28 protein-coding genes are annotated in these 21,742 nt (G+C 69.5%); 12 read left to right on the top strand and 16 right to left on the bottom strand.

The features are described 5' to 3' along the window. Nucleotides 1-63 precede the first annotated feature (63 nt). Nucleotides 64-891, top strand: a complete 828-nt coding sequence (locus ACIBEJ_RS29275) for a BTAD domain-containing putative transcriptional regulator (protein ID WP_397186048.1) — start codon at nt 64-66, stop codon at nt 889-891. 14 nt (nt 892-905) lie between these two features. Here the strand turns inward: ACIBEJ_RS29275 and ACIBEJ_RS29280 are convergent, their stop codons facing one another. The 12 genes from ACIBEJ_RS29280 to ACIBEJ_RS29335 all read right to left on the bottom strand — a co-directional run bounded on the left by ACIBEJ_RS29280 (nt 906) and on the right by ACIBEJ_RS29335 (nt 10,097). Next, nucleotides 906-2,261 (bottom strand): acetyl/propionyl/methylcrotonyl-CoA carboxylase subunit alpha, encoded by a 1,356-nt coding sequence (locus tag ACIBEJ_RS29280; RefSeq protein WP_397186049.1) that lies wholly within the window; start codon nt 2,259-2,261, stop codon nt 906-908. Nucleotides 2,262-2,284: 23 nt separating this feature from the next. After that, nucleotides 2,285-2,719, bottom strand: a complete 435-nt coding sequence (accB, locus tag ACIBEJ_RS29285; RefSeq protein ID WP_397186050.1) for an acetyl-CoA carboxylase biotin carboxyl carrier protein — start codon at nt 2,717-2,719, stop codon at nt 2,285-2,287. A 14-nt stretch (nt 2,720-2,733) separates the two neighbouring features. Then, nucleotides 2,734-4,398, bottom strand: coding sequence for an acetyl-CoA carboxylase carboxyltransferase subunit alpha (locus tag ACIBEJ_RS29290; protein ID WP_397186051.1), 1,665 nt, complete (start codon nt 4,396-4,398; stop codon nt 2,734-2,736). 132 nt (nt 4,399-4,530) lie between these two features. Continuing rightward, nucleotides 4,531-4,839: an antibiotic biosynthesis monooxygenase family protein gene (locus tag ACIBEJ_RS29295; RefSeq protein WP_397186052.1), complete on the bottom strand. Its 309-nt coding sequence runs from the start codon at nt 4,837-4,839 to the stop codon at nt 4,531-4,533. Then, a complete protein-coding gene (locus ACIBEJ_RS29300) occupies nt 4,836-5,171 on the bottom strand; it encodes an antibiotic biosynthesis monooxygenase family protein (RefSeq protein WP_397186053.1) in 336 nt (111 codons plus the stop codon). Before ACIBEJ_RS29300 ends, ACIBEJ_RS29295 begins: the two co-directional genes overlap by 4 nt. Nucleotide 5,172: 1 nt before the next feature. Then, nucleotides 5,173-5,910, bottom strand: a complete 738-nt coding sequence (locus tag ACIBEJ_RS29305; protein ID WP_397186054.1) for an SDR family NAD(P)-dependent oxidoreductase — start codon at nt 5,908-5,910, stop codon at nt 5,173-5,175. 44 nt (nt 5,911-5,954) lie between these two features. Continuing rightward, complete coding sequence (locus ACIBEJ_RS29310; RefSeq protein WP_397186055.1) at nt 5,955-6,416, bottom strand: anthrone oxygenase family protein; 462 nt, start codon at nt 6,414-6,416, stop codon at nt 5,955-5,957. Nucleotides 6,417-6,423: 7 nt separating this feature from the next. Further along, nucleotides 6,424-6,891, bottom strand: a complete 468-nt coding sequence (locus ACIBEJ_RS29315) for an SRPBCC family protein (RefSeq protein ID WP_397186056.1) — start codon at nt 6,889-6,891, stop codon at nt 6,424-6,426. Between the two features lie 2 nt (nt 6,892-6,893). After that, nucleotides 6,894-7,148, bottom strand: coding sequence for a phosphopantetheine-binding protein (locus ACIBEJ_RS29320; RefSeq protein ID WP_184970427.1), 255 nt, complete (start codon nt 7,146-7,148; stop codon nt 6,894-6,896). Continuing rightward, on the bottom strand, nt 7,145-8,389 hold the full coding sequence (locus tag ACIBEJ_RS29325; RefSeq protein ID WP_397186057.1) for a ketosynthase chain-length factor: 1,245 nt from the start codon (nt 8,387-8,389) through the stop codon (nt 7,145-7,147). Before ACIBEJ_RS29325 ends, ACIBEJ_RS29320 begins: the two co-directional genes overlap by 4 nt. Further along, the gene (locus ACIBEJ_RS29330; RefSeq protein ID WP_397186058.1) at nt 8,386-9,657 is read right to left on the bottom strand and encodes a beta-ketoacyl-[acyl-carrier-protein] synthase family protein; all 1,272 of its coding nucleotides are present in this window, start codon (nt 9,655-9,657) and stop codon (nt 8,386-8,388) included. The genes ACIBEJ_RS29325 and ACIBEJ_RS29330 overlap by 4 nt, the downstream gene beginning before the upstream one ends. After that, a complete protein-coding gene (locus ACIBEJ_RS29335; RefSeq protein ID WP_397186059.1) occupies nt 9,654-10,097 on the bottom strand; it encodes a cupin domain-containing protein in 444 nt (147 codons plus the stop codon). The genes ACIBEJ_RS29330 and ACIBEJ_RS29335 overlap by 4 nt, the downstream gene beginning before the upstream one ends. A 177-nt stretch (nt 10,098-10,274) precedes the next feature. On the opposite strand from ACIBEJ_RS29335, the gene ACIBEJ_RS29340 reads away from it, so the two are divergent. The 4 genes from ACIBEJ_RS29340 to ACIBEJ_RS29355 are packed head-to-tail and all read left to right on the top strand — an operon-like array spanning nt 10,275 to nt 13,547. Beyond that, nucleotides 10,275-10,730 carry a DUF1772 domain-containing protein gene (locus ACIBEJ_RS29340; RefSeq protein WP_397186060.1) on the top strand — a complete coding sequence of 152 codons (456 nt, stop codon included), beginning with the start codon at nt 10,275-10,277 and terminating at the stop codon, nt 10,728-10,730. Nucleotides 10,731-10,779: 49 nt separating this feature from the next. After that, on the top strand, nt 10,780-11,253 hold the full coding sequence (locus ACIBEJ_RS29345; protein ID WP_397186061.1) for a pyridoxamine 5'-phosphate oxidase family protein: 474 nt from the start codon (nt 10,780-10,782) through the stop codon (nt 11,251-11,253). 37 nt (nt 11,254-11,290) lie between these two features. Next, a complete protein-coding gene (locus ACIBEJ_RS29350; protein ID WP_397186062.1) occupies nt 11,291-12,499 on the top strand; it encodes a cytochrome P450 in 1,209 nt (402 codons plus the stop codon). 34 nt (nt 12,500-12,533) lie between these two features. Further along, nucleotides 12,534-13,547, top strand: coding sequence for a methyltransferase (locus tag ACIBEJ_RS29355; RefSeq protein ID WP_397186063.1), 1,014 nt, complete (start codon nt 12,534-12,536; stop codon nt 13,545-13,547). 63 nt (nt 13,548-13,610) lie between these two features. Here ACIBEJ_RS29355 and ACIBEJ_RS29360 read toward each other — a convergent pair whose 3' ends face one another. Next, nucleotides 13,611-14,885, bottom strand: a complete 1,275-nt coding sequence (locus ACIBEJ_RS29360; RefSeq protein WP_397186064.1) for an FAD-dependent oxidoreductase — start codon at nt 14,883-14,885, stop codon at nt 13,611-13,613. Nucleotides 14,886-15,002: 117 nt separating this feature from the next. On the opposite strand from ACIBEJ_RS29360, the gene ACIBEJ_RS29365 reads away from it, so the two are divergent. Continuing rightward, nucleotides 15,003-15,557 (top strand): FAD-dependent oxidoreductase, encoded by a 555-nt coding sequence (locus ACIBEJ_RS29365; protein ID WP_397186065.1) that lies wholly within the window; start codon nt 15,003-15,005, stop codon nt 15,555-15,557. A gap of 66 nt (nt 15,558-15,623) precedes the next feature. Beyond that, nucleotides 15,624-16,025: a hypothetical protein gene (locus ACIBEJ_RS29370; protein WP_397186066.1), complete on the top strand. Its 402-nt coding sequence runs from the start codon at nt 15,624-15,626 to the stop codon at nt 16,023-16,025. Between the two features lie 17 nt (nt 16,026-16,042). Here ACIBEJ_RS29370 and ACIBEJ_RS29375 read toward each other — a convergent pair whose 3' ends face one another. Beyond that, nucleotides 16,043-16,258 (bottom strand): tryptophan-rich sensory protein, encoded by a 216-nt coding sequence (locus ACIBEJ_RS29375; RefSeq protein ID WP_397186067.1) that lies wholly within the window; start codon nt 16,256-16,258, stop codon nt 16,043-16,045. Nucleotides 16,259-16,366: 108 nt separating this feature from the next. Between ACIBEJ_RS29375 and ACIBEJ_RS29380 the strand changes: the two genes are divergently transcribed. The 5 genes from ACIBEJ_RS29380 to ACIBEJ_RS29400 all read left to right on the top strand — a co-directional run bounded on the left by ACIBEJ_RS29380 (nt 16,367) and on the right by ACIBEJ_RS29400 (nt 20,208). Further along, on the top strand, nt 16,367-16,972 hold the full coding sequence (locus ACIBEJ_RS29380; protein WP_397186068.1) for a flavodoxin family protein: 606 nt from the start codon (nt 16,367-16,369) through the stop codon (nt 16,970-16,972). Between the two features lie 28 nt (nt 16,973-17,000). Then, complete coding sequence (locus tag ACIBEJ_RS29385) at nt 17,001-17,228, top strand: DUF2188 domain-containing protein (protein ID WP_397186069.1); 228 nt, start codon at nt 17,001-17,003, stop codon at nt 17,226-17,228. 437 nt (nt 17,229-17,665) lie between these two features. Continuing rightward, on the top strand, nt 17,666-18,793 hold the full coding sequence (locus ACIBEJ_RS29390) for a glutamate--cysteine ligase (RefSeq protein ID WP_397186070.1): 1,128 nt from the start codon (nt 17,666-17,668) through the stop codon (nt 18,791-18,793). Then, nucleotides 18,790-19,815, top strand: a complete 1,026-nt coding sequence (locus tag ACIBEJ_RS29395) for an iron-containing redox enzyme family protein (RefSeq protein ID WP_397186071.1) — start codon at nt 18,790-18,792, stop codon at nt 19,813-19,815. The genes ACIBEJ_RS29390 and ACIBEJ_RS29395 overlap by 4 nt, the downstream gene beginning before the upstream one ends. Nucleotides 19,816-20,013: 198 nt before the next feature. Further along, nucleotides 20,014-20,208 (top strand): CDGSH iron-sulfur domain-containing protein, encoded by a 195-nt coding sequence (locus ACIBEJ_RS29400; protein ID WP_397186072.1) that lies wholly within the window; start codon nt 20,014-20,016, stop codon nt 20,206-20,208. Nucleotides 20,209-20,246: 38 nt separating this feature from the next. Here ACIBEJ_RS29400 and ACIBEJ_RS29405 read toward each other — a convergent pair whose 3' ends face one another. Then, on the bottom strand, nt 20,247-21,125 hold the full coding sequence (locus ACIBEJ_RS29405) for a MerR family transcriptional regulator (protein ID WP_397186073.1): 879 nt from the start codon (nt 21,123-21,125) through the stop codon (nt 20,247-20,249). 93 nt (nt 21,126-21,218) lie between these two features. Beyond that, nucleotides 21,219-21,683: an SRPBCC family protein gene (locus ACIBEJ_RS29410; protein ID WP_397186074.1), complete on the bottom strand. Its 465-nt coding sequence runs from the start codon at nt 21,681-21,683 to the stop codon at nt 21,219-21,221. Nucleotides 21,684-21,742: the final 59 nt, after the last annotated feature.

Below are 21,742 nucleotides of genomic sequence, written 5' to 3' on the forward strand. Positions count from 1 at the left end.
GGACCGCACTCCCACCGAGAACCCCGAACGAGCCGACGCCGCTACGTGAGGAAACGATGCGACATGCGCTTTCAAGTGCTCGGAACCCTGGAGGTACAGGCTGGTACACGTCGGTTGACACCGAGTGCGCCGAAGCAGCGGACCGTGCTCGCACTGCTGCTGTCCTCGGCGAATGAGGTCATGCCGACCGAAGCGCTGGTCCAGGAACTCTGGGAGGGGCACCCACCGGTGAGCGCGCCGACCACTCTCCAGACTTACGTCTACCAACTGCGCAAACTGCTGTCGCGGGGCGACCGGGAGGCCGACAGGCCGCGGCTCGTCACCAAACACGGCGCATATCTGCTGGCCATCGAGGACGACATGCTGGACGCCGTCCGCTTCGAACGGCTCGTCAACGCCGCACAGCGGGATCTCCGGGCGAACAGGCTTGAGCCCGCGTCGGCGGCGCTGTGCCAGGCCCTCGGCCTCTGGCACGGATCGGCGCTCGCGGACGTGGTCACCGGGTCCCGGCTGGCGATCTACACGACCCGGCTGGAAGAGCTGCGTGTACACGCCACCAAGCTCAAGATCGAAGCTTGGCTGCGGATGGGCCGCCACCACGAGGTGATCGCCGAGCTCAAGCAGCTCACCGCGGTCCACCCGCTCGACGAGTGGTTCCACCTGCGGCTGATGGAGGCGCTCTCCTTGGCCAGCCGACGGCATGAGGCGCTGGAGGTCTATCACCGGCTTCGCTACATCCTGCGTGAGGAACTGGGCCTTGAGCCTGGCTCCGAGATGCAGGAGCTGCAGCGGATGGTGCTGGCCACCGGCCACGGTCCCGTTCTCGGCCGCGCCGCGCCGAACGGGCGCCGCGGGCCGGCGTTGCCGCAGAAGGCCGACTGCGTCCTGTGAGCAGCGCCCGGAGCTCACGACCTCATGGCCACCATGAGGTCGGCGAGCGACGTGGTGTGCCGGGCGTCACGAAACCGTGGATCCGCCAGCACGTCCTGTAGGAAGCCGATCGTCGTGCAGATCCCGCGTCCCGTGACCTGGAACTCACTCAGCGCACGTTCCATCCGGGCGATCGCCTGGTCGCGGTCGGGCGCCCACACGATGACCTTGGCCAGGAGGGAGTCGTACTCGGCGCCGATCGTGACACCGTCGGCGCCGTGGGTGTCGACCCGGGTGAACGGTCCCCCGGGCGGCACGAAGTGCTCGACGACGCCCGGCGTCGGGAGGAACCCGCGCCGCGGGTCCTCGGTGTTCACCCGGCACTCGATCGCCACGCCGCGCAGCACCGCGTCTTCCTGTCGGAGGGAGAGCGGCCGGCCGGCGGCGATCAGCAACTGCTCCCTGACCACGTCGACCCCGGTGACCATCTCGGTCACGGGATGCTCGACCTGGACCCGGCAGTTGGCCTCGATGAAGAAGAACCCGCCCGCGTCGTCGACGAGGAACTCGAACGTCCCGGCGCTCACGTAGCCCACGCGCCGGGCCAGGGCCACGGCTGCCTCGCGGATGCGCCCGACCAGTACGGCCGGCAACCCGGGCGCCGGGGACTCCTCGATCAGCTTCTGCCTGCGCCGCTGGACGGTGCAGTCGCGCTCGCCCAGGCTCAGGATGCCGCCGTGGAGGTCGCCCAGAACCTGAACCTCGATGTGGCGAGCGTGCTCGACGTACTTCTCGACGAAGACCCGTGCGTCGCCGAACACCGCCTGGGCGTTCGCCCTCGTCTCGGCGAACGCCTGCGGGAAGTCTCGCGGGTCGCGGACCACGGCCATGCCGCGGCCGCCGCCACCGGCCACGGCCTTGATGATGATGGGGTATCCGATCGTGTCGGCGACCTCCTTGGCCTCCGGCCCGCTTTGGAGCGGGCGCGGGCTGCCCGGAAGGACGGGCAGCCCCGCGGCCGCGGCGAGGTTGCGCGCCTGCGTCTTGTCCCCCAGGGAGGCGATCACCGACGGTGACGGGCCGATGAAGGCCAGCCCCTTCGACTCGCACATCTCGGCGAAGTCGGCGTCCTCGGACAGGAAGCCGTAACCGGGGTGGACGGCCTGCGCCCCCGTGCTCAGCGCCGCCTCCAGGATCGCGGGCGGGTAGAGGTAGCTGCGCTTGGCCATCGCCGGGCCGATCTGCACCCGCTCGTCGGCCAGCCGCAGCGCGGGCGAGTCGCGGTCGGCCGTCGAGTGGATCATGATCACGCGGACGCCGAGCTCGCGGCTGCTCCGGGCGATGCGCAACGCTATCTCGCCCCGGTTGGCGATGAGGACCGACGAGAACATGGAGCCTCCAGGCGCGCGATCGTTCACTGTGTGGAGAGCGGGGCGACGGCGAACAGCTTCTGCCCGTACTCCACCGGTGTTCCGTCGGATACGAGGATGTCGATGAGCCGGCCGGAGGTGTCGGCTTCGATGGGGTTCATGAGCTTCATGGCCTCAAGGATTCCGATCTGCTGCCCCTTCTCGACCGAGTCGCCGATGCCGACGAACGGCGCCGCCCCAGGCTCGGGGGCCCGGTAGAAGGTGCCCACCATCGGTGCGCAGACGTGGCGCAGGTCGTCGTGCTCGGCGGGCGCGTCGGGCACTGGGGCCGAGACGGGCGCCGGGACCCCGGCGGCCTCCGGCCGTTCCAGTTCGACGACCATGTCGCCGGAGCGCAGCCGCACTCTGCGCATGCCGCCGCCGACCGCGATGAGCTCGGCGGCGTGGCGGCACAGCTCGGAGATCAGCGGCCGTTGCATGGGATCCTCCGCGCTCATCGTGACCCCGCGTCGAACTGGCGGAACCGCTGGCGGCGCTCCGCGATCAGCTTGCGCGGCTCATGGATGGCCAGATCCTCGAACGCCTCGGACACCGCCGCCGCCAGCAGCCGCGCGGTCGTCGCCGGGTCCGAATGGGCGCCCTCTCCCGGCTCGGGGATCACGCCGTCGACGATCCGGTGCCGCAGCAGTTCGCGGGCGTCCAGGCGGAGCGCTTCCGCGGCCAGCGGTGCCGCCGTTGAGCTCTTCCACAGGATGGACGCGCACCCCTCGGGGCTGATCACCGAGTACACGGCATTGGACAGGGCCAGGACGCGGTTGGCGACGCCGAGCGCGAGCGCACCTCCGCTACCGCCCTCGCCGGTGACGACGGTGACGACCGGCACGGGCAGCGTCGACATCAGGCGCAGGTTCTCGGCGATCGCCCACGCCTGGCCGTCCTCCTCCGCCTCGATTCCGGGGTACGCGCCGGGCGTGTCAACCAACGTGAGAATCGGATATCCCAGCTTGGCGGCCAGCCGCATCAGCCGGGCCGCCTTCCGGTATCCGGCGGGCGTGGGCATGCCGAAGTTGCGCTCGACGCGCTCCCTGGTGGTGTGGCCCTTCTGGTGGCCGATGAAGACGATCGGTCTGCCGCCGAGCCGGCCGAGACCGCCGACGATCGCGGGGCAGTCACCACTCAGCCGATCACCGTGCAGCTCCACGAACTCCTCCAGCATGTAGCCGGCGTAGTCGAGCGTGGTGGGCCGGTCGGCGTGCCGGGCGAGCTGAACGGCCGTCCAGCCATCCCTGACCGGCAGCCGCTCCGGCTGGAAGAGGAGCTGGGACGGCTCGGCGGTGGGCGGGCGCTCGGCCATCCGCCGCAGGGAGCAGAAGCGGGCGAGCGTGGATCGCAGCGCGGCGCGGGGCCGTACGTCGTCAATGAGCCCCTTCGCCCGCAGGAACTCCGCTGTCTGGAATCCGTCGGGCAGCTCCTGGCCGATCGTCTGCTCGATCACCCGCGGGCCGGCGAACCCGATGTGGGCGCCCGGCTCGGAGAGGATGACGTCGGGAAGCGTCGCGAAGGACGCCGCCACCCCGCCATACGTCGGATCGGTGATCACCGCGATGGTCAGGATCCCGGCCTCGTCGAGCTCGGCCAGGGCCTGGCTGGTCTTGGCCATCTGCATGAGCGACAGCGCGCCCTCCTGCATACGCGCTCCGCCCGAGGCCGTCACCAGCAGGAAGGGCACCTGCTCCACCAGCGCGACCTCGGCCGCGGCGACGATGCGCGCTCCCACGCCGACGCCGAGGCTGCCGCCCATGAAGCGGAAGTCCATGGCGGCGGCGACGGCGACGTGGCCCTCGATCGTGCCGCGCACGCACAGCACGGCCTCGTCCATTCCGGTCTTCGCGCGCGCCTCGCGCAGCCGGTCGGGATAGGACCGGCTGTCGACGAACCCGAGCGGATCCTCGGGAGTCGGCGGCGCGTCGATCGTCCGCACCGATCCGTCGTCGAAGAGATGCTCGATCCGCTGCCGGGCGGTGAGCCGGGTGTGCAACGCGCACCCCGGGCACACGCCGAGATCGCGGGTGAACCGCTTGCCGTACACGATCTCCCCGCACCGCGTGCAGCGGATCCATTCGGCGACTTCGGCCGTGGGGGGAAAAGTGATGGTCATCGTCGCTCCTCCTTTTCCTCGCTCGACCACCCGTCGGCGAAGTTCGTCCGCCCGATTGCCTGCAAACCGGCCCATACGTGCTGCCCCACCGCGTGCATGATCTGCCGCAGGTCCCCAGGGCCCGGCCGTCCTTCAGAACTGGTCCACGACTTCATAGATCCCGTAGCCTTTGCCGCTGTCGTCGTCGCGGTATGACCGGAGCGCTGACGTCTGCTTTTTGTGCCGCGAGCCCTGCTCCCAGGAGTTGAACTGCGACAGGCTCGTCCACTCGCTGAGCACGGCGAACTCGCTCGGGTCCAGCGCCGACTGGAGGAGCTGGCTGCTCAGCAGGCCCGCGGTGCCGCGCATTCCCATGCTGACCCGCCTGTAGGCGTCGATCACCGAGCTTTCGTGACCGGCGGCGGCCGAGTAGAAGACCAGGACGCGGACCGCGCCGCTCATCGGCCCGCCTCTGAGCGTTCGCGGCCGAGGTCGTACACCACGTGCAGGGTCGTCATCGTGCCGTGCGAGCGGTAGGGGTGCAGCTTCTTGCGGTGCTCGACGTGCGCGTCGCTGCGCTCGAACGCGCGGAACCTGGCCTCGTCGACCCAGTCGCTCATGATGTAGTAGACGCCCTCTTCCTCTGCGCTCTTCGACAGCCACTGGCCGACGTTGGCCGGATCGCCGCCGACCACGTCCGCGACGGAGTACCAGACGCGCTCGAAGTCCTTCTCCTTGCCCGGGATGATCTGCATCCTCAGCATCACCCGGAACACCTGCGCGTTGTCGCCCATCTCAGATCCCTCCGTCGACGTGGACGGTCTCGCCGGACATGTAGCGGGAGCGGTCGCTGGCCAGGAACAGCACGACGTCGGCGATCTCCTCCGGCTCGCCGAGCCGGCCGAGCGCGGTCATGTTGCGGTAGCGCTGCTCCTGCTCGGGGGTGAGGCCCTCCGCGGCGTGGGTGGAGATGATCCCGGGCGCGATCACGTTGATCCTGATGCCGCGCGGGCCGAGCTCCTTGCACAGCGATCTGGCCAGGCCGAGGACTCCCGCCTTCGAGGCCGTGTAGTGCGTCCGCAGGGGTACGCCGACCATCGCCGCCTTGGAGCCGATCGCGACCACGGAGCCGCCCTCCGACATCAGCGGTAGCGCGGCGCGCACCACGAGGTACATGCCGGTGAGGTTGGTGTCCAGCACCCGCTGCCACTCCTCCGGCTCGAGCTGGGCGAACGGTATGTGGCTGATGGCGCCGGCGTTGTGCACGACGACGTCCAGCGTGCCGAGTCGCGTACGGCATTCGTCGATCAGCCTGACGACCTCGTCCGCCTTACCCACGTCGGCCTGGATGACGCCGTGCTTGCCCGGTGTGACGGACAGGTCGTGCTCCAGCCGTGCCGCCGCCTCGGTGTCACCGCGGTAGCACGCGACGACGTTGCAGCCCTCCTGGGCCAGGCTGAGCACGACCGAACGGCCGATCCCTCTCGTCCCTCCGGTGACCAGGACGTTCTTGCCCTCAAGCCGGAAGCTCATGATGGGTCTCCTCTGGGTTCGCGGTTGGTGTCGCGGGCTGCGGTTCAGAGCAGCGCGGCTGCGGCGCCGGTGTTCAGCGTGAGAGCGAGTACGGCCAGCCCCGTCCGGGTCTTGTTCCACCGCGCCCACCGGCGGCGGAAGGCATCCATGTCCCAGCCGGGTGGCAGCGCGTCCGGATCCTGCGCTTTGACCCAGCGGTTCATCGGAACGTTCCGGGTGAGTGAGATGGCCACCACCGAGCCGGCCGCCAGGGCGGCGGCCGCGCACAGCAGCCGCCCCGCCGAGCGCGGCTCCACCGCCGCGACGAGCACGTCGGCGAGGAGGGTGACCACCAGGCAGGCGGGCTGGAACGGGTCGTACCGTCCGACGGCGAACGCGTGGGCCCTGACGTAGTTGCCGGCCGTGAGCGTCATGTAGAACGGGACGACCCCCAGCACGGTGGCCATCAGCACGCCCGCGGCAAGGCCATTGGCCAGCAGGGCCAGCGGCAGCGCCACCTCGGTCATGGCCGGCTCACGACTTCCCGGCCTGCTGTGCCGCCTGCTCGACCTTCTCCTTGATCAGTTTCATCTGGCCGGGCGAGCTGCCGTTGATCCGGTTGGTCATCTGCTCCAGGTTCACCGGGGAGTCCGGCTTCATGCGGAAGTCCTGGATCCACCGCATCTCCACGCCGCCGGGCACCTCCACGTACTCCCAGTGCAGGTGCATGTACTCGAACCAGCCCAGCTCGGTGCGGTGCGCCTGGACCGTGCGCGTCTTGGCGTTGGCGGTCCGCTCCGACACCCACGACCAGGCGTTGCCGTCCTTGTCGGGGTGCATCGTGAGGCGGAAGCGGACCATGTCGCCCTCGCGGTGCAGGACCTCGACCTTCGCGTACTCGCTGAACAGGTTCGGCCACGACTCGACATCGTTGGTCATGGTCCAGACCAGCTCCATCGGCGCCGCGATCACGATCGAGTTCTCGGTGTGTCCTCCGGCCATGGCTAGTTCACCGCCGCCCGCTCGTTGACGTAGTCGAGCACCGCGCGCGGCGTCTCCAGCGTGGCCGCCACCTCGTCGGGCACGATCACGCCCCAGTCCCGCTCCAGACGGCTGGCCATTTCGAGCACGGCCAGGGAGTCGTAGGCGAGGTCCTTGAACGTGGTGTCGATGATGTCGCCGTCGAGGTCGATCGACTCGTCCTCACCGGCGCTGAGCCGCATCAAGCTTCGCAGGTCGTCAAGCGTGAGTTCTTTCATCGGTCTCCTCCTGTCGCGGGTGCTGTTGGGTGCGCGAGCACGAGCGCGGCGTTGAACCCGCCGTAGCCGCGGGCGATGATCAGTGCGCAGCGCACTCGGCAGGGGCGGGGCTCGTCCCTGACCAGGTCGATCTCGTAGTCGGGGACGAGCTGGGACACGCCGACCGTCGGCGGCAGCACCGAGTCGCGCATGGCCAGCAGCGCGGTGGCCACGTCCAGGGACGGCCCGCCCGCGTACAGCCGGCCGGTCATGGTCTTGGGCGCCGTCACCGGCACCCCGTAGGCACCGAAGACGGCCGCGATCACCTCGGCCTCCGCCCGGTCGAGCTCCGGAGTGCCGGCGGCGTCCGCGAAGACCACATCGACGTCCCCCGGTGCCAGACCCGCCTCGGCGAGTGCCAGCTCGACGGCCCGTCGCAGCGCGGGCGGGCGTCCGGTGGCCGGGGCCGGATCGAACGTGGCGGCATGGCCGGCGATCACTCCGTAGACCTTCTCCGCCCCGCGCGCTCGGGCGCTCGCGGCGTCCTCGACGATGAGGATGGCTCCGCCCTCGCCGGCCACGTAGCCGTTGGCGCCGGTGTCGAAGGGCCGGTAGGCGAGAGCGGGATCGCCCTGGGTGCTCATCAGGCCGTTGGAGATCTGGCACGTCAGGCCGTACGGGCTGAACGGAGCCTCGGTGCCGCCGCTCACGACCAGGCGGGCGCCGTCCTCCAGTACCCGGCGGGCCTGCGCGAGCGACTCCAGGGCGCCGGCCTGCTCGGCGACCACGACCCCGCATGGGCCGCGCATGCCGTGCCGGATCGAGATCTGACCGGTGGTCGCCGCGTAGAACCAGGCGATCGACTGGTAGGCGCCCACATGCCTCGGGCCTTTGCTCCACAGTTCCTGGATCTCGCGCTGGCCGAACTCCACCCCGCCCGCGGAACTCGCCGTGACCACGCCCATCTCGTACTCGGGCAGGGCCGACGGGTCCACACCTGCGTCGGCGAGCGCCATGTCGGTGGCCACCAGCGCCATGTGGGTCCAGTGGTCGGTCTGCGGGATCAACCGGCCGGGCACATGACCGGTCGCGACGAAGTTCCTGGCCTCTCCGGCCACGCGCACCGGGTAGTAGCCACTGTCGAATCGCCTGATCGTGTCGATCGCCCTCGTCCCGCTCAGCGTCGCGGACCAGTGCGCCTCCGCGCCGAGACCGGTGGGGGCGACGACCCCGATCCCGGTGATCACGGGGGCCGTCGTCATGCGACCTCCAGTCCGGGAGCGGTGAGCACCATCGCCGTCTGGAAGCCGCCGAAACCGCTGCCCACGCTGAGCACCACGTCGACGGGCTGCTCGCGCGCCACGTTGGGCACATAGTCGAGGTCGCACTCCGGGTCCGGCGTCTCGAGATTGGCCGTCGGCGGCACCGTGCCGTGCTCGATCGCCAGCGCGCTTGCCGCTATCTCGATGGCCCCGATCGCGCCGAGCGAGTGGCCGACCATCGACTTGATCGAGCTGACCGGGGCCCGGTAGGCGTGTTCACCCAGGCTGCGCTTGAACGCGGCCGTCTCGTGCCGGTCGTTCTGCTTGGTGCCGGAGCCGTGGGCGTTGATGTAGCCGACGGCGTCCGGGTTCAGCCTGGCCTGGTCGAGGGCGACCCGGATGGCCTCCGCCATCTCCCGCCCGTCCGGCTTCAACCCGGTCATGTGGTACGCGTTGCCGCGCGTGGCGTACCCGGCGATCTCGCAGTAGACATGAGCCTCGCGGCGACGGGCGCGCTCCAGGTCCTCCAGCACGAACACGGCCGCACCCTCGCCCAGCACGAAGCCGTTGCGCTCGCGGTCGAACGGGCGGGAGGCGTGGGCCGGATCATCGTTCCTGGGCGAGGTCGCCTTGATCGCGTCGAAGCAGGCCACGGTGATGGGTGAGATCGGAGCATCTGTCGCACCGGCCAGCACGACGTCCGCCGAGCCCTCGGCGATCAACCGCGCCCCGTACCCGACGGCGTCGAGTCCAGACGTACAGCCGGTCGAGATGAGCGTGACCTGGCCCTCCGCGCCGCACGCCCAGGCGACCTCGGCGGCCAGCGAGCTCGGCACCAGGTGCCCGTACAGGTGCGGGACGCCGTAGGAGGAGTCGACGAGCCAGCCTCGACCGGAGTCGCTGACGACCACGTACTCCTCTTCGAGGCTCATGGTGCACCCGACGGCGCTGCCCAGGGTCACGCCAGTGCGCGTCGGCTCCAAGTCGGAGGGGTCGAGTCCGCTGTCGGCCAGCGCCTCGCGGGTGGAGACGACCGCGAACTGCGCGGCGCGGTCCATGCGCCGGATCTCGCGCGCGCTGAGCCCCTCCACGGCCGGGTCGAAGTCGCATTCGGCCGCGATGCGCGACCGGAACGCACCGGCGTCGAACATCGAGATCGTCCGCGTCGCGGTACGGCCGGCCGTCAGCAGTTCCCAGAACGCCTTGCGGCCCGTGCCGCCAGGAGCCACGACACCGATGCCGGTGAGGGCCACCCGCCTGCGGTTCATCGCTTCTCCCCCACATCGAGCGAGGGCTCGGCGGGGTTGGGCTGCGGCTCGGTGTCGACGTGGCCGAGGTCCGGCCGCGGCGCGAGCGGGCTGAGGTGGAACACAATCATGGCCTGCGCGTCGCCGGTGTTCTCGACCCGGTGCCTGACATCGATCGGAATGTGGAGCGCCTCGCCCGGACTGAGCCGGACCGGCGCGCCGTCCACCAGAACGGTCAATTCACCCCGAATGACGCAAAGGAATTCCTCCGAGTAAGGGTGGTAATGCTCGGACACGAACTCCCCCGGCTCCAGCGTGAGCATTCCCATGAATCCGGACTTCGCGCCCACCGTCGCGGGGCCGAGCAGAACACGAATGTCACCGCCACGCCGCCGATTAGGTGTGATCTCACTGGCGATGATCTTTGATGCCCGAGTAATCGTCACGTCGAAGCCTCCCATTCAGGCGGACGACTCTGCTGACAGCAGCATGGCGGCGCCGGCTAGAGGAATACTCGAAGCGTGCTCAAGGCCCACCGCAAATGGTGCTCGGCGCTATTCCCCCACCGATATTCGAGTCCGCCTCAAGGTGCCGGCGGGATACTTCGGGTGGCGACAGAGGAAGGAGCGACATACGTGATGGCCCAAATTCTCACCGCCGCCGTGCTGGTCACCAGCGGGCTCGCCGCCGGGGTGCTGTTTACCCACGCCATCGGCGTGTGGCCGGCCATGCAGGCGATGACACCGGAGCGCTACGTCGCGGCCCACAAGTTGCTCGGCCGTGCCTACGACCCCATGATGCCGATCATCGTCGGCACGTCGACGGTCCTCGACATCAGTTTGGCCTTTATCGCCGAAAACAGCCTGACCCAGAATCTGTTCATCGCCTCGGCCGTGTGCCTGGTCGGCGTCGGCGCGGTCTCGCAGACCAGGAACGTGCCGATCAACCGGCGGGTCAAATCACTCGACCCCCAGGCCATTCCAGCCGACTGGAAAGACCCGAGAAGCGCCTGGGGAAAATGGAACATGGTCCGGACGACATTCGCCGTGCTCGCCCTCGTGGGAAATGCCGCGGCGGCGGTCTCCGCGTTCTGAAACAGAGCTCTGCGCGTTCTGATACCAGATCTCAGCCGAAGGGATTCACATGTCCGCGACCGGCACCGCGCGGGGCGTCGGCCTCACCCCGCCCCGCGACCTCGCCCAGCGCAAGGCCGACGTGCTCGGCAAACTCGAAACGGAGAGATACGCCTGGCTGGCGACCGGCGGCGAGTCCGGCGCCCACCTCGTCCCGCTCGGCTGCGTGTGGGACGGCGCCCGCCTGGTGATGGCCACGCGGAAGCAGCACGTGACCGTGCGCAACCTGCGCCGGCGCGCCGAATGCCGCGTCGCGCTCGGCGATCCCACCGACGTCGTCCTCATAGACGGCACCGTGGAGATCATCGCGCATCGTGACCTGCCTCCCGACGCCCCGAGCGTGCTCGGGGACCTCCCGGTGAACCCGACCCGCGTTCCGGGCTGCGTCTATCTCTTCCTCACGCCCCAGCGCGTCCTCGCCTGGCGGCACCGTGGCGAAATCCCCGGCCGCACCGTGATGGCCCACGGCCGCTGGGTCGTCTGACCTGCTTTGAGAAACCTCTCAGACCTGAGGAGCGCAGATGCCAGAGGCGACGGTGCCGATCGGCGACATCCCTCATTCGGCCCTGATCGACCCCTACCCCTTCTATGAACTGTTGCGCGCGCGGGGGCGGGTACACCACCTGGACACCCCCATCGGACTGAAAGCGTGGTTCGTCCCGCATTACGAGGACGCCCGCCCTCTGCTCAGCGATCCCCGCTTCAGCAAAGCGGCGCACCACTCCGACGTGGTCAAGGAGGACGGGCAGAAGGCCGAGAGCTCGTTCGCCGACAACATGGTCAGCACCGACCCTCCCGAGCACACCCGGCTGCGCAAGCTGGTGCAGAAGGCGTTCACCCGCCGCCGGATCGAGCTCCTGCGCCCCCAGGTGGAGCGGTTCACCGACGAGCTGCTCGACAAGATGGAGAAGGCGGGCGAGGTGGAGCTCATGGAGGACTTCTCCTTCCCGTTGCCCATGATGGTCATCGGGGAGCTCCTGGGACTGCCCCCGGAGGACCTCGCCGCCCTGCGTGAGAAGAGCATCTTCTGGTTCATGGAGGAGGAGTTCACCGGCAGCCCGGTCGACGTGTTCCGGGCTCGGCAGGCCAGCATCGGGGCGTACGTGCGCGATCTTATCGAGCATCGGAGGGGCACCCCCGGCGACGACCTCATCCAGGGGCTGATCGAGGCCCGCGACGGCGAGAACCAGCTGTCGGAGCGGGAACTCGTCGCGACGGTGATGCTGCTCATCTTCGCCGGCTTCCTGACCACCGTGAACCTGATCACCAACGGCATACACGCCCTGGTGCGCAACCCCGGCCAGCAAGCCTTGCTCGCCGCGCGCCCCGACCTCATCGGCTCGGCCGTGGAGGAGTTCCTCCGCTACGACAGCTCGCTGGCCCTGATCGAAGGGCACGCCAAGGAGGACATCGAGATCGCCGGAACCGTGATCCCGGCCGACGCCCTGATCATCGTTCCCGTGCACTCGGTCAACCGCGACCCGGAGGCCTTCCCCGACCCGCACCGGCTGGACATCACCCGCAATCCCAACCCGCACCTGGCCTTCAGCCACGGTGTGCACCACTGCCTGGGCGCGCCGCTGGCGAGGCTCGAAGCGCAGGTGGCCATCACCGCGCTGCTGCGCCGGTTCCCGAACATGACGCTCGCCTGCGACCCCGCTGAGGTGCGCTGGCACCGCGACTTCTTCCAGCGTTCCCTGCACGCGCTCCCCCTGCGGCTCAACCCCTGACCGTTTCCTCTGGATCGTTGAGAAAGGACGCCGGATGTCCGCAACACCCCTTGTCAGGACAGCGACGGGATTCTTCCAGGCGCAGGCCCTGTTCGCCGGGATCGAGCTGGGACTGTTCGCCCGCATCTGCGGCGCGCCGTCCACCGCCGAGGAGATCCAGCGCGAGTTCGGCCTGCATCCCAAGCTGACGAGCGACTACCTGGACTCGCTGGTCGCGATGGACCTGCTCGAACGGAACGGTTCCGCGTACAAGGCGGGGCCCCTGACCGCGACCTACCTCGACCCGCGCCAGCCGGAGTACATCGGCGGCTTTCTTGCCCACAACCAGCGCCGGCTCTACCCGGCGTGGGGCAAGCTGCCCGACTTCCTACGCTCAGGCGAGAGCCTGGTACAGCAGTTGTCGGAAGCCGACTTCACCGAGGGCCTGTACGCCGACCCCGCGCGCACCCGCCACTTCGCCGACGCGATGGACGGGTATGCGGTGCTGCTCGGCCGCCCGCTGGCGGAGAGGTACGCGTGGGACACGGTCAAGTCCTTCACCGACCTCGGCGGCTGCCGCGGGCTGCTCACCATGCGGCTGGCCGCCGCCCACCCGCACCTTCGCGGGGTGACCTTCGACCTGCCCCCGCTGAAGCCCCTTTTCGACGAGCTCATCGAAAAGGAAAGCGGTGAAAGCGACCTGCGTGACCGGGTCAGCTACCAGGCGGGCAGCTTCTTCACCGACGACCTGCCCGACACCCAGGTGTACATCCTCGGCCACGTGCTGCACGACTGGGTGGACGAGCGTCGGCGGGCGCTGGTGAACCGGGCGTTCGAGCAGTTGCCCCCCGGCGGCACCTTGCTGATCTACGACAGCATGATCGACGACGAGCGGCGCGACGCGGCCTTCGGGCTCCTGATGAGCCTCAACATGGCGATGATCAGTGGATCCTCGGAGTACACGGTCGCTGAGGGCCTCGGGTGGCTGAAGGAGGCCGGATTCGAGGTCCGGCAGCCGGTCGCGCTGAACGAGCTCAGTACCCTGCTCATCGGCGACAAGCCGGTCTGATGACACCGCGCCGCCCGCTCGACGCCTATGGGCGCCGAGCGGGCGGCGTCTTATGGCCGGGGTTCAGGCGGCTCCGGCCGCGAAGGCGCGTTCCTTTAGCTTCGGGATCCGCTGCGCCGTGCGCAGAAAGGTGCGGAAGCCAAGACGGGCCAGCGGGCTCCTGGTGACGAACCGCCGGGCCGTGTTCAGGGAGTCGCGCACCGCGGCGAAGCCGTACACGGTCATCTGGCTCTCGTAGGCGGCGATCGCCGCGACGACGTCCTTCGCCTGAGCAGCGGTCAGTTCCTGACAAAGCAGCCGGGCGTCGCGCAGCGCGGTGTTGGCCCCGAGGCCCAGGTGGGGGGCCATGGTGTGGATGGCGTCACCGAGCAGCGTGATGTTCGTGGCGGCCCATGGCCCAGTCGGTACGGCGCTGCGGATCGGCAGCAGCGACACCGTCTCCGGAGGGGTCATGTCGATCATCCGGAGCAGGTCCGGGTGCCAGTTGCCGATCATGCCGGTGACGAGGTCGCGGATCTCGGCGCCCGGCATCTCGGCGGCGTCCGCCGGGAACTGCCGGGTTTCGGCGCCGAAAGCCCACAGGATGTAGCTGCTGGTGTTGTCGTGCATCGCGCCCCCGCGTTCGCTGGCTCCGATGCCGCTGGGCAGCACGACCGGATCGCCACCGAAGTCGTGCGGCGCGCAGAACATCGAGTAACCCCTGGCCGGGACGATGTTGGTCAGGCCCTCGTAGAGGTGAGCCGGAATGAGCCGCTTCGTCTCCTCGGTGAGCGGGAACTTGCCGGCGACACGGGTGATGCCGGTGTCGATCCGCTCGGCCTGCGGAAGGTACTGCTGCCGCACCCGCGAGCCGCTGCCGTCGGCGGCCACCAGGACGTCGGTGGTCGCGGTGGAACCGTCCGCGAAGTGCAGCGTGATCCGCCCGTCTTCCCTGCGCTCGTACCGCTCGAACGTCCGGTCGAAGCGCACCACCTCGTGCAGGCCGGTCAGGAGGATCTGGCGCAGGGTGATCCGGCTGACCGAGTGGTGGTCGCGCCAGTTGGCGTCCCGCTCGCCGGCCTCCAGCTTGATCAGCGGCCGCAGCCGCTCGGTCATGAACACGAAGTCGAGCCCGCCCTTGCCTGTGGTGGCCAGGAACGCCTGCCACAGCTCTCGAGGCATGCACTCGCGGAGCGCTTGGGCACCGAGGGGGTTGATGTGCAGGCGGTAGCCCTGAAGGCGGTTGGTCGGTGTGCGGTCGCGCTCGTACACGGTGACGTCGACACCCGCCTTGTGCAAACCCTGGGCCAGACAGAGCCCGCCCACCCCTGCGCCGATGACTGCTACGTGGAAGGTCATGCTTCCCCGTCCCCGACAGTCATCCATTTGGATGACTATCAACCAAAATGGATACTCAGAAGGCAACCCGGGGCCGTGCACGCGGCATGGGCTCGCCATCCGGCCGGAGGCGCCGGCGTGAACAGCACGCTCAGCTCTATACCCGCCGACGATTACTTCCACCCCCGCGCCTACCTCCTCGGTCTCGCCGAGGCCATGACCGCGCAAGGCGCGCTCGTCTTCGAAGACACGCGCGTGGTCGATTTGAAGGAGGGCGAGCCCTGCCGCCTCACCACCGAGCGCGGGCAGAGGGTGACGGCGGCCGACGTGGTCATCGCCACGCACTATCCGATCTTCGACCGGTCCCTGCTGCTGGCCCGGCTGCGTCCCCATCGCGAACTCGTCGTCGCCGCGCCCATCCCGGCCGGACGCGACCCGGGCGCCATGTTCATCACCACCGAGCAGAACACCCGTTCCGTACGTACCGCCCCGTACGAGGACGGGCAGCGGCTGCTCATCGTCACCGGCGAGTCCTTCACCCCAGGTGCGGGCCGGGTGAACGAACGCCTGGACCGGCTGCGCGCCTGGACCACCGAGCGGTTTGAGACAGGGACGGTGACGCACTGGTGGGCGGCCCAGGACAACAGCACCACCGACGGCCGCCGAAAGCCTTTCGCTTGCAGGACGTGGTGACGCTGAAAGCCTCTGGTCCATGCCAGGTGTCGCGTTTGTCGGCGGTGGCGTGGGTACGAGCAGCCCATGGCATACGAGCCCGATCCCGAACACAGGCGGCCCGAGCACGCCGACGACACTGCCGTGGAGGCCGCCGGCAAGCTGACGGAGGCACTGGAACTGGTCGAAAGGGCCCGCGGCCACCTGTACACCTTCCATCAGCTCACCGGCAGGGCGGATTTCGCGCTGGACACGGTGACGGAACTCCTGGACAAGGCCGGTCAGGGCGATCTCGCCGAACGGATCCGGCGCGACCTGATCGGCCTGGACGTGATCAAGGATCGATGGACGTTCCAGATCGTGGAGGACTACGACGCGGGCTACTACGCCACCTTCCGCGCGCTGGAGTCCGAAGTCCGCGACCGCCTGATGGACGGGCGCCGTCACGTCGCGGAAGCCGAGCTGAAGCAACGCCGCACTTCGTCCTGAGCCCGCCCCGCCGGGTTTCAGTTGAGCTGCCAGATGGCGAGGTTCAGCGCCGCCGCGTAGATCACCCACAGCAGGTACGGCACCCGCAGCAGCGTCACGCGGCGGATGCGCCCGAACAGCACGATGGTGGCGACGATCAGCAGAAGGAGCGCCACGACGGCCACGAGCGCGACCGCCACGACGAACACCGGCAGGACGGCCCAGGTACGAACCGGTGACTCATGACCAAGCACACCTGACGCATCACCATCGCGCTTTCGGGCCAGCGATGCGGCGGTGGGCGACCCCGTTTGTCCGCCTCTCGCAGGGTAGCTCCCCCTTTCCCACTGAAGGAGGCCACGGTGCGAGCTCTCGTGATCAACTGCACGCTCAAGTCCTTTCCCGCAGCGTCCAACACCGAGGCGCTGGCCGGCGTGGTCGTCCAGGAACTCCGGGAGCGGAAAGTCGAGGTCGAGATCGTGCGGGCCGTGGACGTGGACATCCGGCCCGGCGTGCAGACCAACATGGGACACGGCGACGAATGGCCGCAGATCCACCGCAAGCTCCTGAACGCCGAGATCCTGGTGATCGCCTCGCCGACCTGGGTCGGACGGCCGTCCTCGCTGGCCCAGCGGGTCATCGAACGGATGGACGCCATGATCTCCGAAACCGACGACGAAGACCGGCCCGTGGCCTACAACCGCGTCGCGGGCGTGGTGGTCACCGGCAACGAGGACGGCGCCCACCACGTGATCAGCGAGATCGCCGGCGCACTCGGCGACATCGGCTACACCATCCCCGGCCAGGCCTGGACCTACTGGCACCTCGGCCCCGGAGCCGGACCCGACTACCTCGACTCCGACCAGGGCCGCGAGTGGTCCCACAAGACCGGCCGCGCCATGGCGGCCAACCTGGTGGCCGTCGCCGAAGCCCTCGCCGCACGCCCCATCCCCGCACCACCTCAGTGAACGCCGCACGAGAAGACAGGAGAAGCAGATGAGCGACCGCCAGGTACTGCCCCACGCGAACGGCTGGCAGGTGCTGGCCCCCGGCGCCACACAGGCGAGCGAGGTGTTCGCCACGCAGGAAGAAGCGATCGAGCGCGCCCGCGAGATCGTGCACAACAGCGGCGGCGGAGAGCTGGTCATCCACGGCACCGACGGCAAGGTTCGCGACAAGCGCACCATCACCCCCGGCTCCGACCCCTTCCCCCCGACCGGCTGAGCCGCGGTCCGATGCGTCCCGCCTCCGGGCACGAGGCGCCGCCCCGGCGGGCGATGACGGCACCGGACGCGGCCTTCCTCACCCCGTTTCCGGTGCAGCCGCGGAAGTCGCGCGTTGCTGGCATTCCGCACTTCCGTTCCCTGGGACAGACGTGAAGGTTTGCGTCGTTTGTGCGTCGTTACAGACTCGATGGCGAGGGCAGTTGCACTTCATGACGCATACTCGACGGGCACGCTTCGGGTTCGACTTCGACCCGCGCTCGCTGCTGGGCATCCGACCCGGAAACCGCGGGCTGATCGTGACCGAGCGGGTCCCATGAGCGAGATGGATGCGCGCGTCAGACATGATACCCGCCTGCCGGGCAGGGGTCAGGGCAACTGCGCCGCAGCTCACGGGGGTTCCAGCCGTCTCCTTCGGCGCCGGGCGAAAGGGGTGGGATGGCGACGACCATGGGAGTAGAAGAGGAATTCCTGCTGCTGGAGGCCGGCTCGGGTGAGCCTGCCCCGCTGGCGAGCAAGGTACTCGCGGCGGCCGGGGAGCATCCCTGGCGCCGCAGCGGCGGAGGTCTGCACGGGGAGTTGTTCCAGACCCAGGTCGAGGCGGCCACCGGGATCTGCACGACGCTCGGCGAGCTGCGAACCCAACTGCGCGAGGCCCGCGTCATGCTGAACGCGGCTGCCCGGGACGAGGGACTGGAACTGGTGTCGGTGGGCACTCCGGTACTGGCCGGTACCGAGCCCGTGCTGACGGAGGGCGAGCGGTTCGCCCGGATCGGGCAGATGTATGCCGGTGTGATCGCCGACTATCAGAGCGCCGGCTGCCACGTGCACATCGGCATCGCCGATCGCGACATGGCCGTCGCGGTGATGAATCATCTGCGTCCCTGGCTGCCGACGCTGGTGGCGCTGTCGGCCAACTCCCCGTTCGATCGGGGACGTGATTCGGGGTATGCGAGCTGGCGCATCGTGCAGCAGTCACGCTTTCCCGGTTTCGGGGTGCCGCCCTGGTTCGACTCGGCCGCCGCCTACGACCGGCAGGTGGACAAGCTCGCCGAGTGCGGGGTGCTGGTGGACGAAGCGATGTCCTTCTGGCTGGCCAGGCCAGGCGTCGGGCTGGCGACGGTGGAGGTCCGCGCGGCCGACGCGGCCGCGACAGTCGGGGAGGCGGTACTGCAGGCTGCCCTGACCAGGGCCCTGGTCAGCACCGCGGAAGCCGCCCTGGCCGAAGGCCGGCAGGCGCCGAGAGTGGGCGAGCAGGTGTGCGCCGCAGCGGTATGGAACGCGGCCCGCCACGGGCTCGACGGGCCGGGGATCGACGTGTTCGCCGAGCGCGCCGCGCCCGCCGTACAACTGCTCGGCCGACTGCTCTCTCACGTGCGCGACGCCCTCGCCGACAGCGGCGACCTGGCCGAGGTCGAGGAACTGCTGGCCTGGGTACGGCGAGCCGGCACGGGTGCCGCACGACAGCGCCGCGCCGCCGAAGGCGCGACAGGGGCGGTGCTTGAGCTACTGCGCGAGCAAACCACGCGGGAAGAGCCGCACCGGGCGTACGAGGCGAGCGCATGAACGAGCCGAAGCTGCCGCCCGCCCGCGGACCGGTGTCGGCCGGGGTGATCTCGACACTGACGCTCGGCGAGTCGCCGCCGCGGGTGGCCGGGGGCGACCCGCTCGGGCAGGACCTGCAACTGGCCCTGTACCTCTGCTACGAGCTGCACTATCGCGGCTTCGACGGCGTCGGCGGGGAGCTGGAGTGGGATCCCGACCTGTTGCGGACGCGCGGCGAGCTGGAGCGGCTGTTCCTGGCCGCGCTGCGGGAAGGGGCCGGAGGAGGAGACGACGTCGGCGGCGTGCTGGAGGACCTGCTGGTCGAGCCGGTCGACGCCCAGGGGATCTCCCACCATCTGCGTGACAACGGGCAGCTGTGGCAATTGCGCGAGTACGTGGCTCACCGGTCGGTCTACCACCTCAAGGAGGCCGACCCGCACGCCTGGGTCATTCCCCGGTTGCAGGGCAAAGCCAAGGCGGCGCTGGTGGCGGTGGAGTTCGACGAGTTCGGCGGCGGACGGGCCGAGCGCGTGCACGCCCAGCTGTTCGCCGACCTGATGGACGAACTCGGGCTCGACTCCGCCTATGGGGCTTATCTGAAGGTCGCGCCCGCCCAGATGCTCGCGGTCGTCAACATGATGTCGCTGTTCGGCCTGCATCGCAGCCTGCGGGGAGCGCTGGTCGGACACTTCGCCGCCGCCGAGATCACCACCGCGCCCAGCGCGCGACGCATGGCTCAGGCTCTGACCCGCCTCGGCGTCGACCCGCTTTTCTTCACCGAGCACATCGAGGCCGACGCCGTGCACGAACAGGTGCTGCGCCGCGACGTCATCGGCGACCTGCTGCAGCGGGAGCCGGACCTGGCCGCCGACGTCGTGTTCGGCGTGCGGGCCACCGACTGGCTGGAAGAACGCTTCGGCGAGCTTGTCCTGAGCCGCTGGCGCTCCGGCGGCAGTTCGCTGCTGGCGCCGTTGTCCGAGACGCTATTGGGGGCAGGGGATGTTTCTGCTGAGACCGCCGGGGGTGTACCGGCCCCAGGGTGACACCGCGCTGCCGGCAGCGGCGTTCGAGCTGGTCGAGCTTCAGCCGGGGGCCCGGGTGCTCGACGTGGGCACGGGCACGATGGCCGTGCTCGCCGCGCGCAGGGCCGGGACTCGACGACGAGGAAGTGGTGGTCATCCGTGCCGACAAATCCGACAGCGTCACAAGGTGGCAGGCCGCCTGAAGCCCGCAGGGTCACCATGGTGCCCGGCGGGCCCGTGCTGATCGAAGGGCCGGTCGAAGTGGTTCAGGAGGATGGCTCAGTGGCCAGGTCCGACCGGTTCCTGGTGGCATTGTGTGCCTGCCGCCGCAGTCGCTCCTACCCGTTCTGCGACACCAGCCACCGTCGCCGCGCCCGCCTCCAACACGCCGACGAACCTCCCGGCGACAGCTAGAACAGTCCATCGGGCTCCCCGCAACCCGCGAGCGAAGGTCAGCGGTTCTGCGCGCCGTCCATGATCAGGCCAACGGCCTGTGACAGATCGTTCACGGCGATCACGGGGCCTGACAGAGGCGTCCGCGCCCAGCCTGGCCCCGCGGCGAGCACCATGATCGATGCGTCGTCGAATATCCGCAAAGCGCTGGGCGAGGCGGTGGCCGGCGCTTGCGACCACAGCACCACGACCTTCGGCCGGGCACGGCCTGCCGCGTCGGCGAGTGCCCGCTCGGGTACGTCGGCGCCGAGCGTGGCAGCGGGCACTCCTCGTTCGGCCAGGGCGGCGTTGAGGGCCTCCAGCGGCAGCGCGTGGTGTTCACCGGCCGGACAAGCGAGCATCGCGACCGGCGCTCCCACAGGGGTGGCGACCACCTGGTGCAGGCTGGTGGTGATCGACCAGGACAGCAGGTGCTCGACCTCAACGCAGTCGCCCTGACCGGATACCCGCTCCTGTACCTGGTTCAGGGCCGGCACGCACAGGTGCTGCCAGGTGTCGACGACCCCGTGTGTCGTCAGGGCCTGGCAGATCGTGGTGATCGTGGTGTGGCTGTCGAGCCGGTAGGCCGCCCCAACCAGGTGCTTGACCAGCGGGCCGTCCAAGCGGACGTTGTTCGGCCGCCGGTCCCGGGCCGCGCGTGCGGCGGCCGCCGGCGGGCTGCCCTGGGCGACGAGCCGCTGCATGACGGCCAAGACGGCGATGTCGGTTTCGGTGTAGCGGCGGTGCCGGCCGCGCTGGTGATCGCTGGGCCCGATGCCGTAGCGGTTGTTCCAGCTGCGCAGCGTGGAGACCGGCAGACCCAGCCGACGTGCCACCGCGCCGGCGGCGAACGTCGGCGGACCCCCAGCGGGCTGGGCCGGATGGACGTGCTGTGTCACCGTCCTATCGTGGCACTCCGCTCGGGCAGACAGGGGCCTGGGCGATGCGCCCGCTCTAGACGGCGCCTCGGCCCAGGCCCGGAAGTGCGGCGCTCAGCTCTGGTGCGGGCCGTTGACCTCGCCCCGCCACGCACCGGTCTGGCCGCCGCGCTTTTCGATGAACTCGCCGAAGCGCCGCAGGTCTCCCTTGACCCGATGGGTCAGCAGGCCGACGGCGTCGGCCACGTTCTCGGCCACCCCCTCGGGGTCGGTGTCCATCTGCAGGGTGACCCGGGTGTGGTCGTCGTCGAGCCGGTGGAAGGTGACGACGCCGGCGTGCCGCGGGCCGTCGAGCGACTCCCACGCCACCCGCTCATCGGGATGCTGTTCGGTGATGCGGGCGTCGAACTCCCGGTGCACCCCGCCGACCTTGATCTGCCAGTGGGTCATGGTGTCACTCTGCTGGGTGATCGACTCCACGCCCTCCATGAACTCGGGAAAGGTCTCGAACTGGGTCCACTGGTCGTAGGCGGTCCGGACGGGGACCGCGACGTCGATGGATTCGGTGATGGAGCTCATACAGGTGGTTCCCTTCTCGTCGTGACGGACATACCGCGGCGCGACGTTGCCGCCTCCCT

The organism is Nonomuraea sp. NPDC050790 (assembly GCF_044456745.1).
Lineage (GTDB): Bacteria > Actinomycetota > Actinomycetes > Streptosporangiales > Streptosporangiaceae > Nonomuraea.

Coding starts and splice junctions, on each gene's coding strand:
- ACIBEJ_RS29360 (WP_397186064.1), bottom strand. CDS start 14,885: ATGACCTTCCACGTAGCAGTCATCGGCGCAGGGGTGGGCGGGCTCTGT.
- ACIBEJ_RS29400 (WP_397186072.1), top strand. CDS start 20,014: ATGGTGCCCGGCGGGCCCGTGCTGATCGAAGGGCCGGTCGAAGTGGTT.
- ACIBEJ_RS29385 (WP_397186069.1), top strand. CDS start 17,001: ATGAGCGACCGCCAGGTACTGCCCCACGCGAACGGCTGGCAGGTGCTG.
- ACIBEJ_RS29300 (WP_397186053.1), bottom strand. CDS start 5,171: ATGGGCGACAACGCGCAGGTGTTCCGGGTGATGCTGAGGATGCAGATC.
- ACIBEJ_RS29340 (WP_397186060.1), top strand. CDS start 10,275: ATGGCCCAAATTCTCACCGCCGCCGTGCTGGTCACCAGCGGGCTCGCC.
- ACIBEJ_RS29410 (WP_397186074.1), bottom strand. CDS start 21,683: ATGAGCTCCATCACCGAATCCATCGACGTCGCGGTCCCCGTCCGGACC.
- ACIBEJ_RS29275 (WP_397186048.1), top strand. CDS start 64: ATGCGCTTTCAAGTGCTCGGAACCCTGGAGGTACAGGCTGGTACACGT.
- ACIBEJ_RS29320 (WP_184970427.1), bottom strand. CDS start 7,148: ATGAAAGAACTCACGCTTGACGACCTGCGAAGCTTGATGCGGCTCAGC.
- ACIBEJ_RS29390 (WP_397186070.1), top strand. CDS start 17,666: ATGGCGACGACCATGGGAGTAGAAGAGGAATTCCTGCTGCTGGAGGCC.
- ACIBEJ_RS29355 (WP_397186063.1), top strand. CDS start 12,534: ATGTCCGCAACACCCCTTGTCAGGACAGCGACGGGATTCTTCCAGGCG.
- ACIBEJ_RS29310 (WP_397186055.1), bottom strand. CDS start 6,416: ATGACCGAGGTGGCGCTGCCGCTGGCCCTGCTGGCCAATGGCCTTGCC.
- ACIBEJ_RS29295 (WP_397186052.1), bottom strand. CDS start 4,839: ATGAGCGGCGCGGTCCGCGTCCTGGTCTTCTACTCGGCCGCCGCCGGT.
- ACIBEJ_RS29335 (WP_397186059.1), bottom strand. CDS start 10,097: ATGGGAGGCTTCGACGTGACGATTACTCGGGCATCAAAGATCATCGCC.
- ACIBEJ_RS29370 (WP_397186066.1), top strand. CDS start 15,624: ATGGCATACGAGCCCGATCCCGAACACAGGCGGCCCGAGCACGCCGAC.
- ACIBEJ_RS29395 (WP_397186071.1), top strand. CDS start 18,790: ATGAACGAGCCGAAGCTGCCGCCCGCCCGCGGACCGGTGTCGGCCGGG.
- ACIBEJ_RS29315 (WP_397186056.1), bottom strand. CDS start 6,891: ATGGCCGGAGGACACACCGAGAACTCGATCGTGATCGCGGCGCCGATG.
- ACIBEJ_RS29305 (WP_397186054.1), bottom strand. CDS start 5,910: ATGAGCTTCCGGCTTGAGGGCAAGAACGTCCTGGTCACCGGAGGGACG.
- ACIBEJ_RS29290 (WP_397186051.1), bottom strand. CDS start 4,398: ATGACCATCACTTTTCCCCCCACGGCCGAAGTCGCCGAATGGATCCGC.
- ACIBEJ_RS29280 (WP_397186049.1), bottom strand. CDS start 2,261: ATGTTCTCGTCGGTCCTCATCGCCAACCGGGGCGAGATAGCGTTGCGC.
- accB (WP_397186050.1), bottom strand. CDS start 2,719: ATGCAACGGCCGCTGATCTCCGAGCTGTGCCGCCACGCCGCCGAGCTC.
- ACIBEJ_RS29330 (WP_397186058.1), bottom strand. CDS start 9,657: ATGAACCGCAGGCGGGTGGCCCTCACCGGCATCGGTGTCGTGGCTCCT.
- ACIBEJ_RS29345 (WP_397186061.1), top strand. CDS start 10,780: ATGTCCGCGACCGGCACCGCGCGGGGCGTCGGCCTCACCCCGCCCCGC.
- ACIBEJ_RS29350 (WP_397186062.1), top strand. CDS start 11,291: ATGCCAGAGGCGACGGTGCCGATCGGCGACATCCCTCATTCGGCCCTG.
- ACIBEJ_RS29325 (WP_397186057.1), bottom strand. CDS start 8,389: ATGACGACGGCCCCCGTGATCACCGGGATCGGGGTCGTCGCCCCCACC.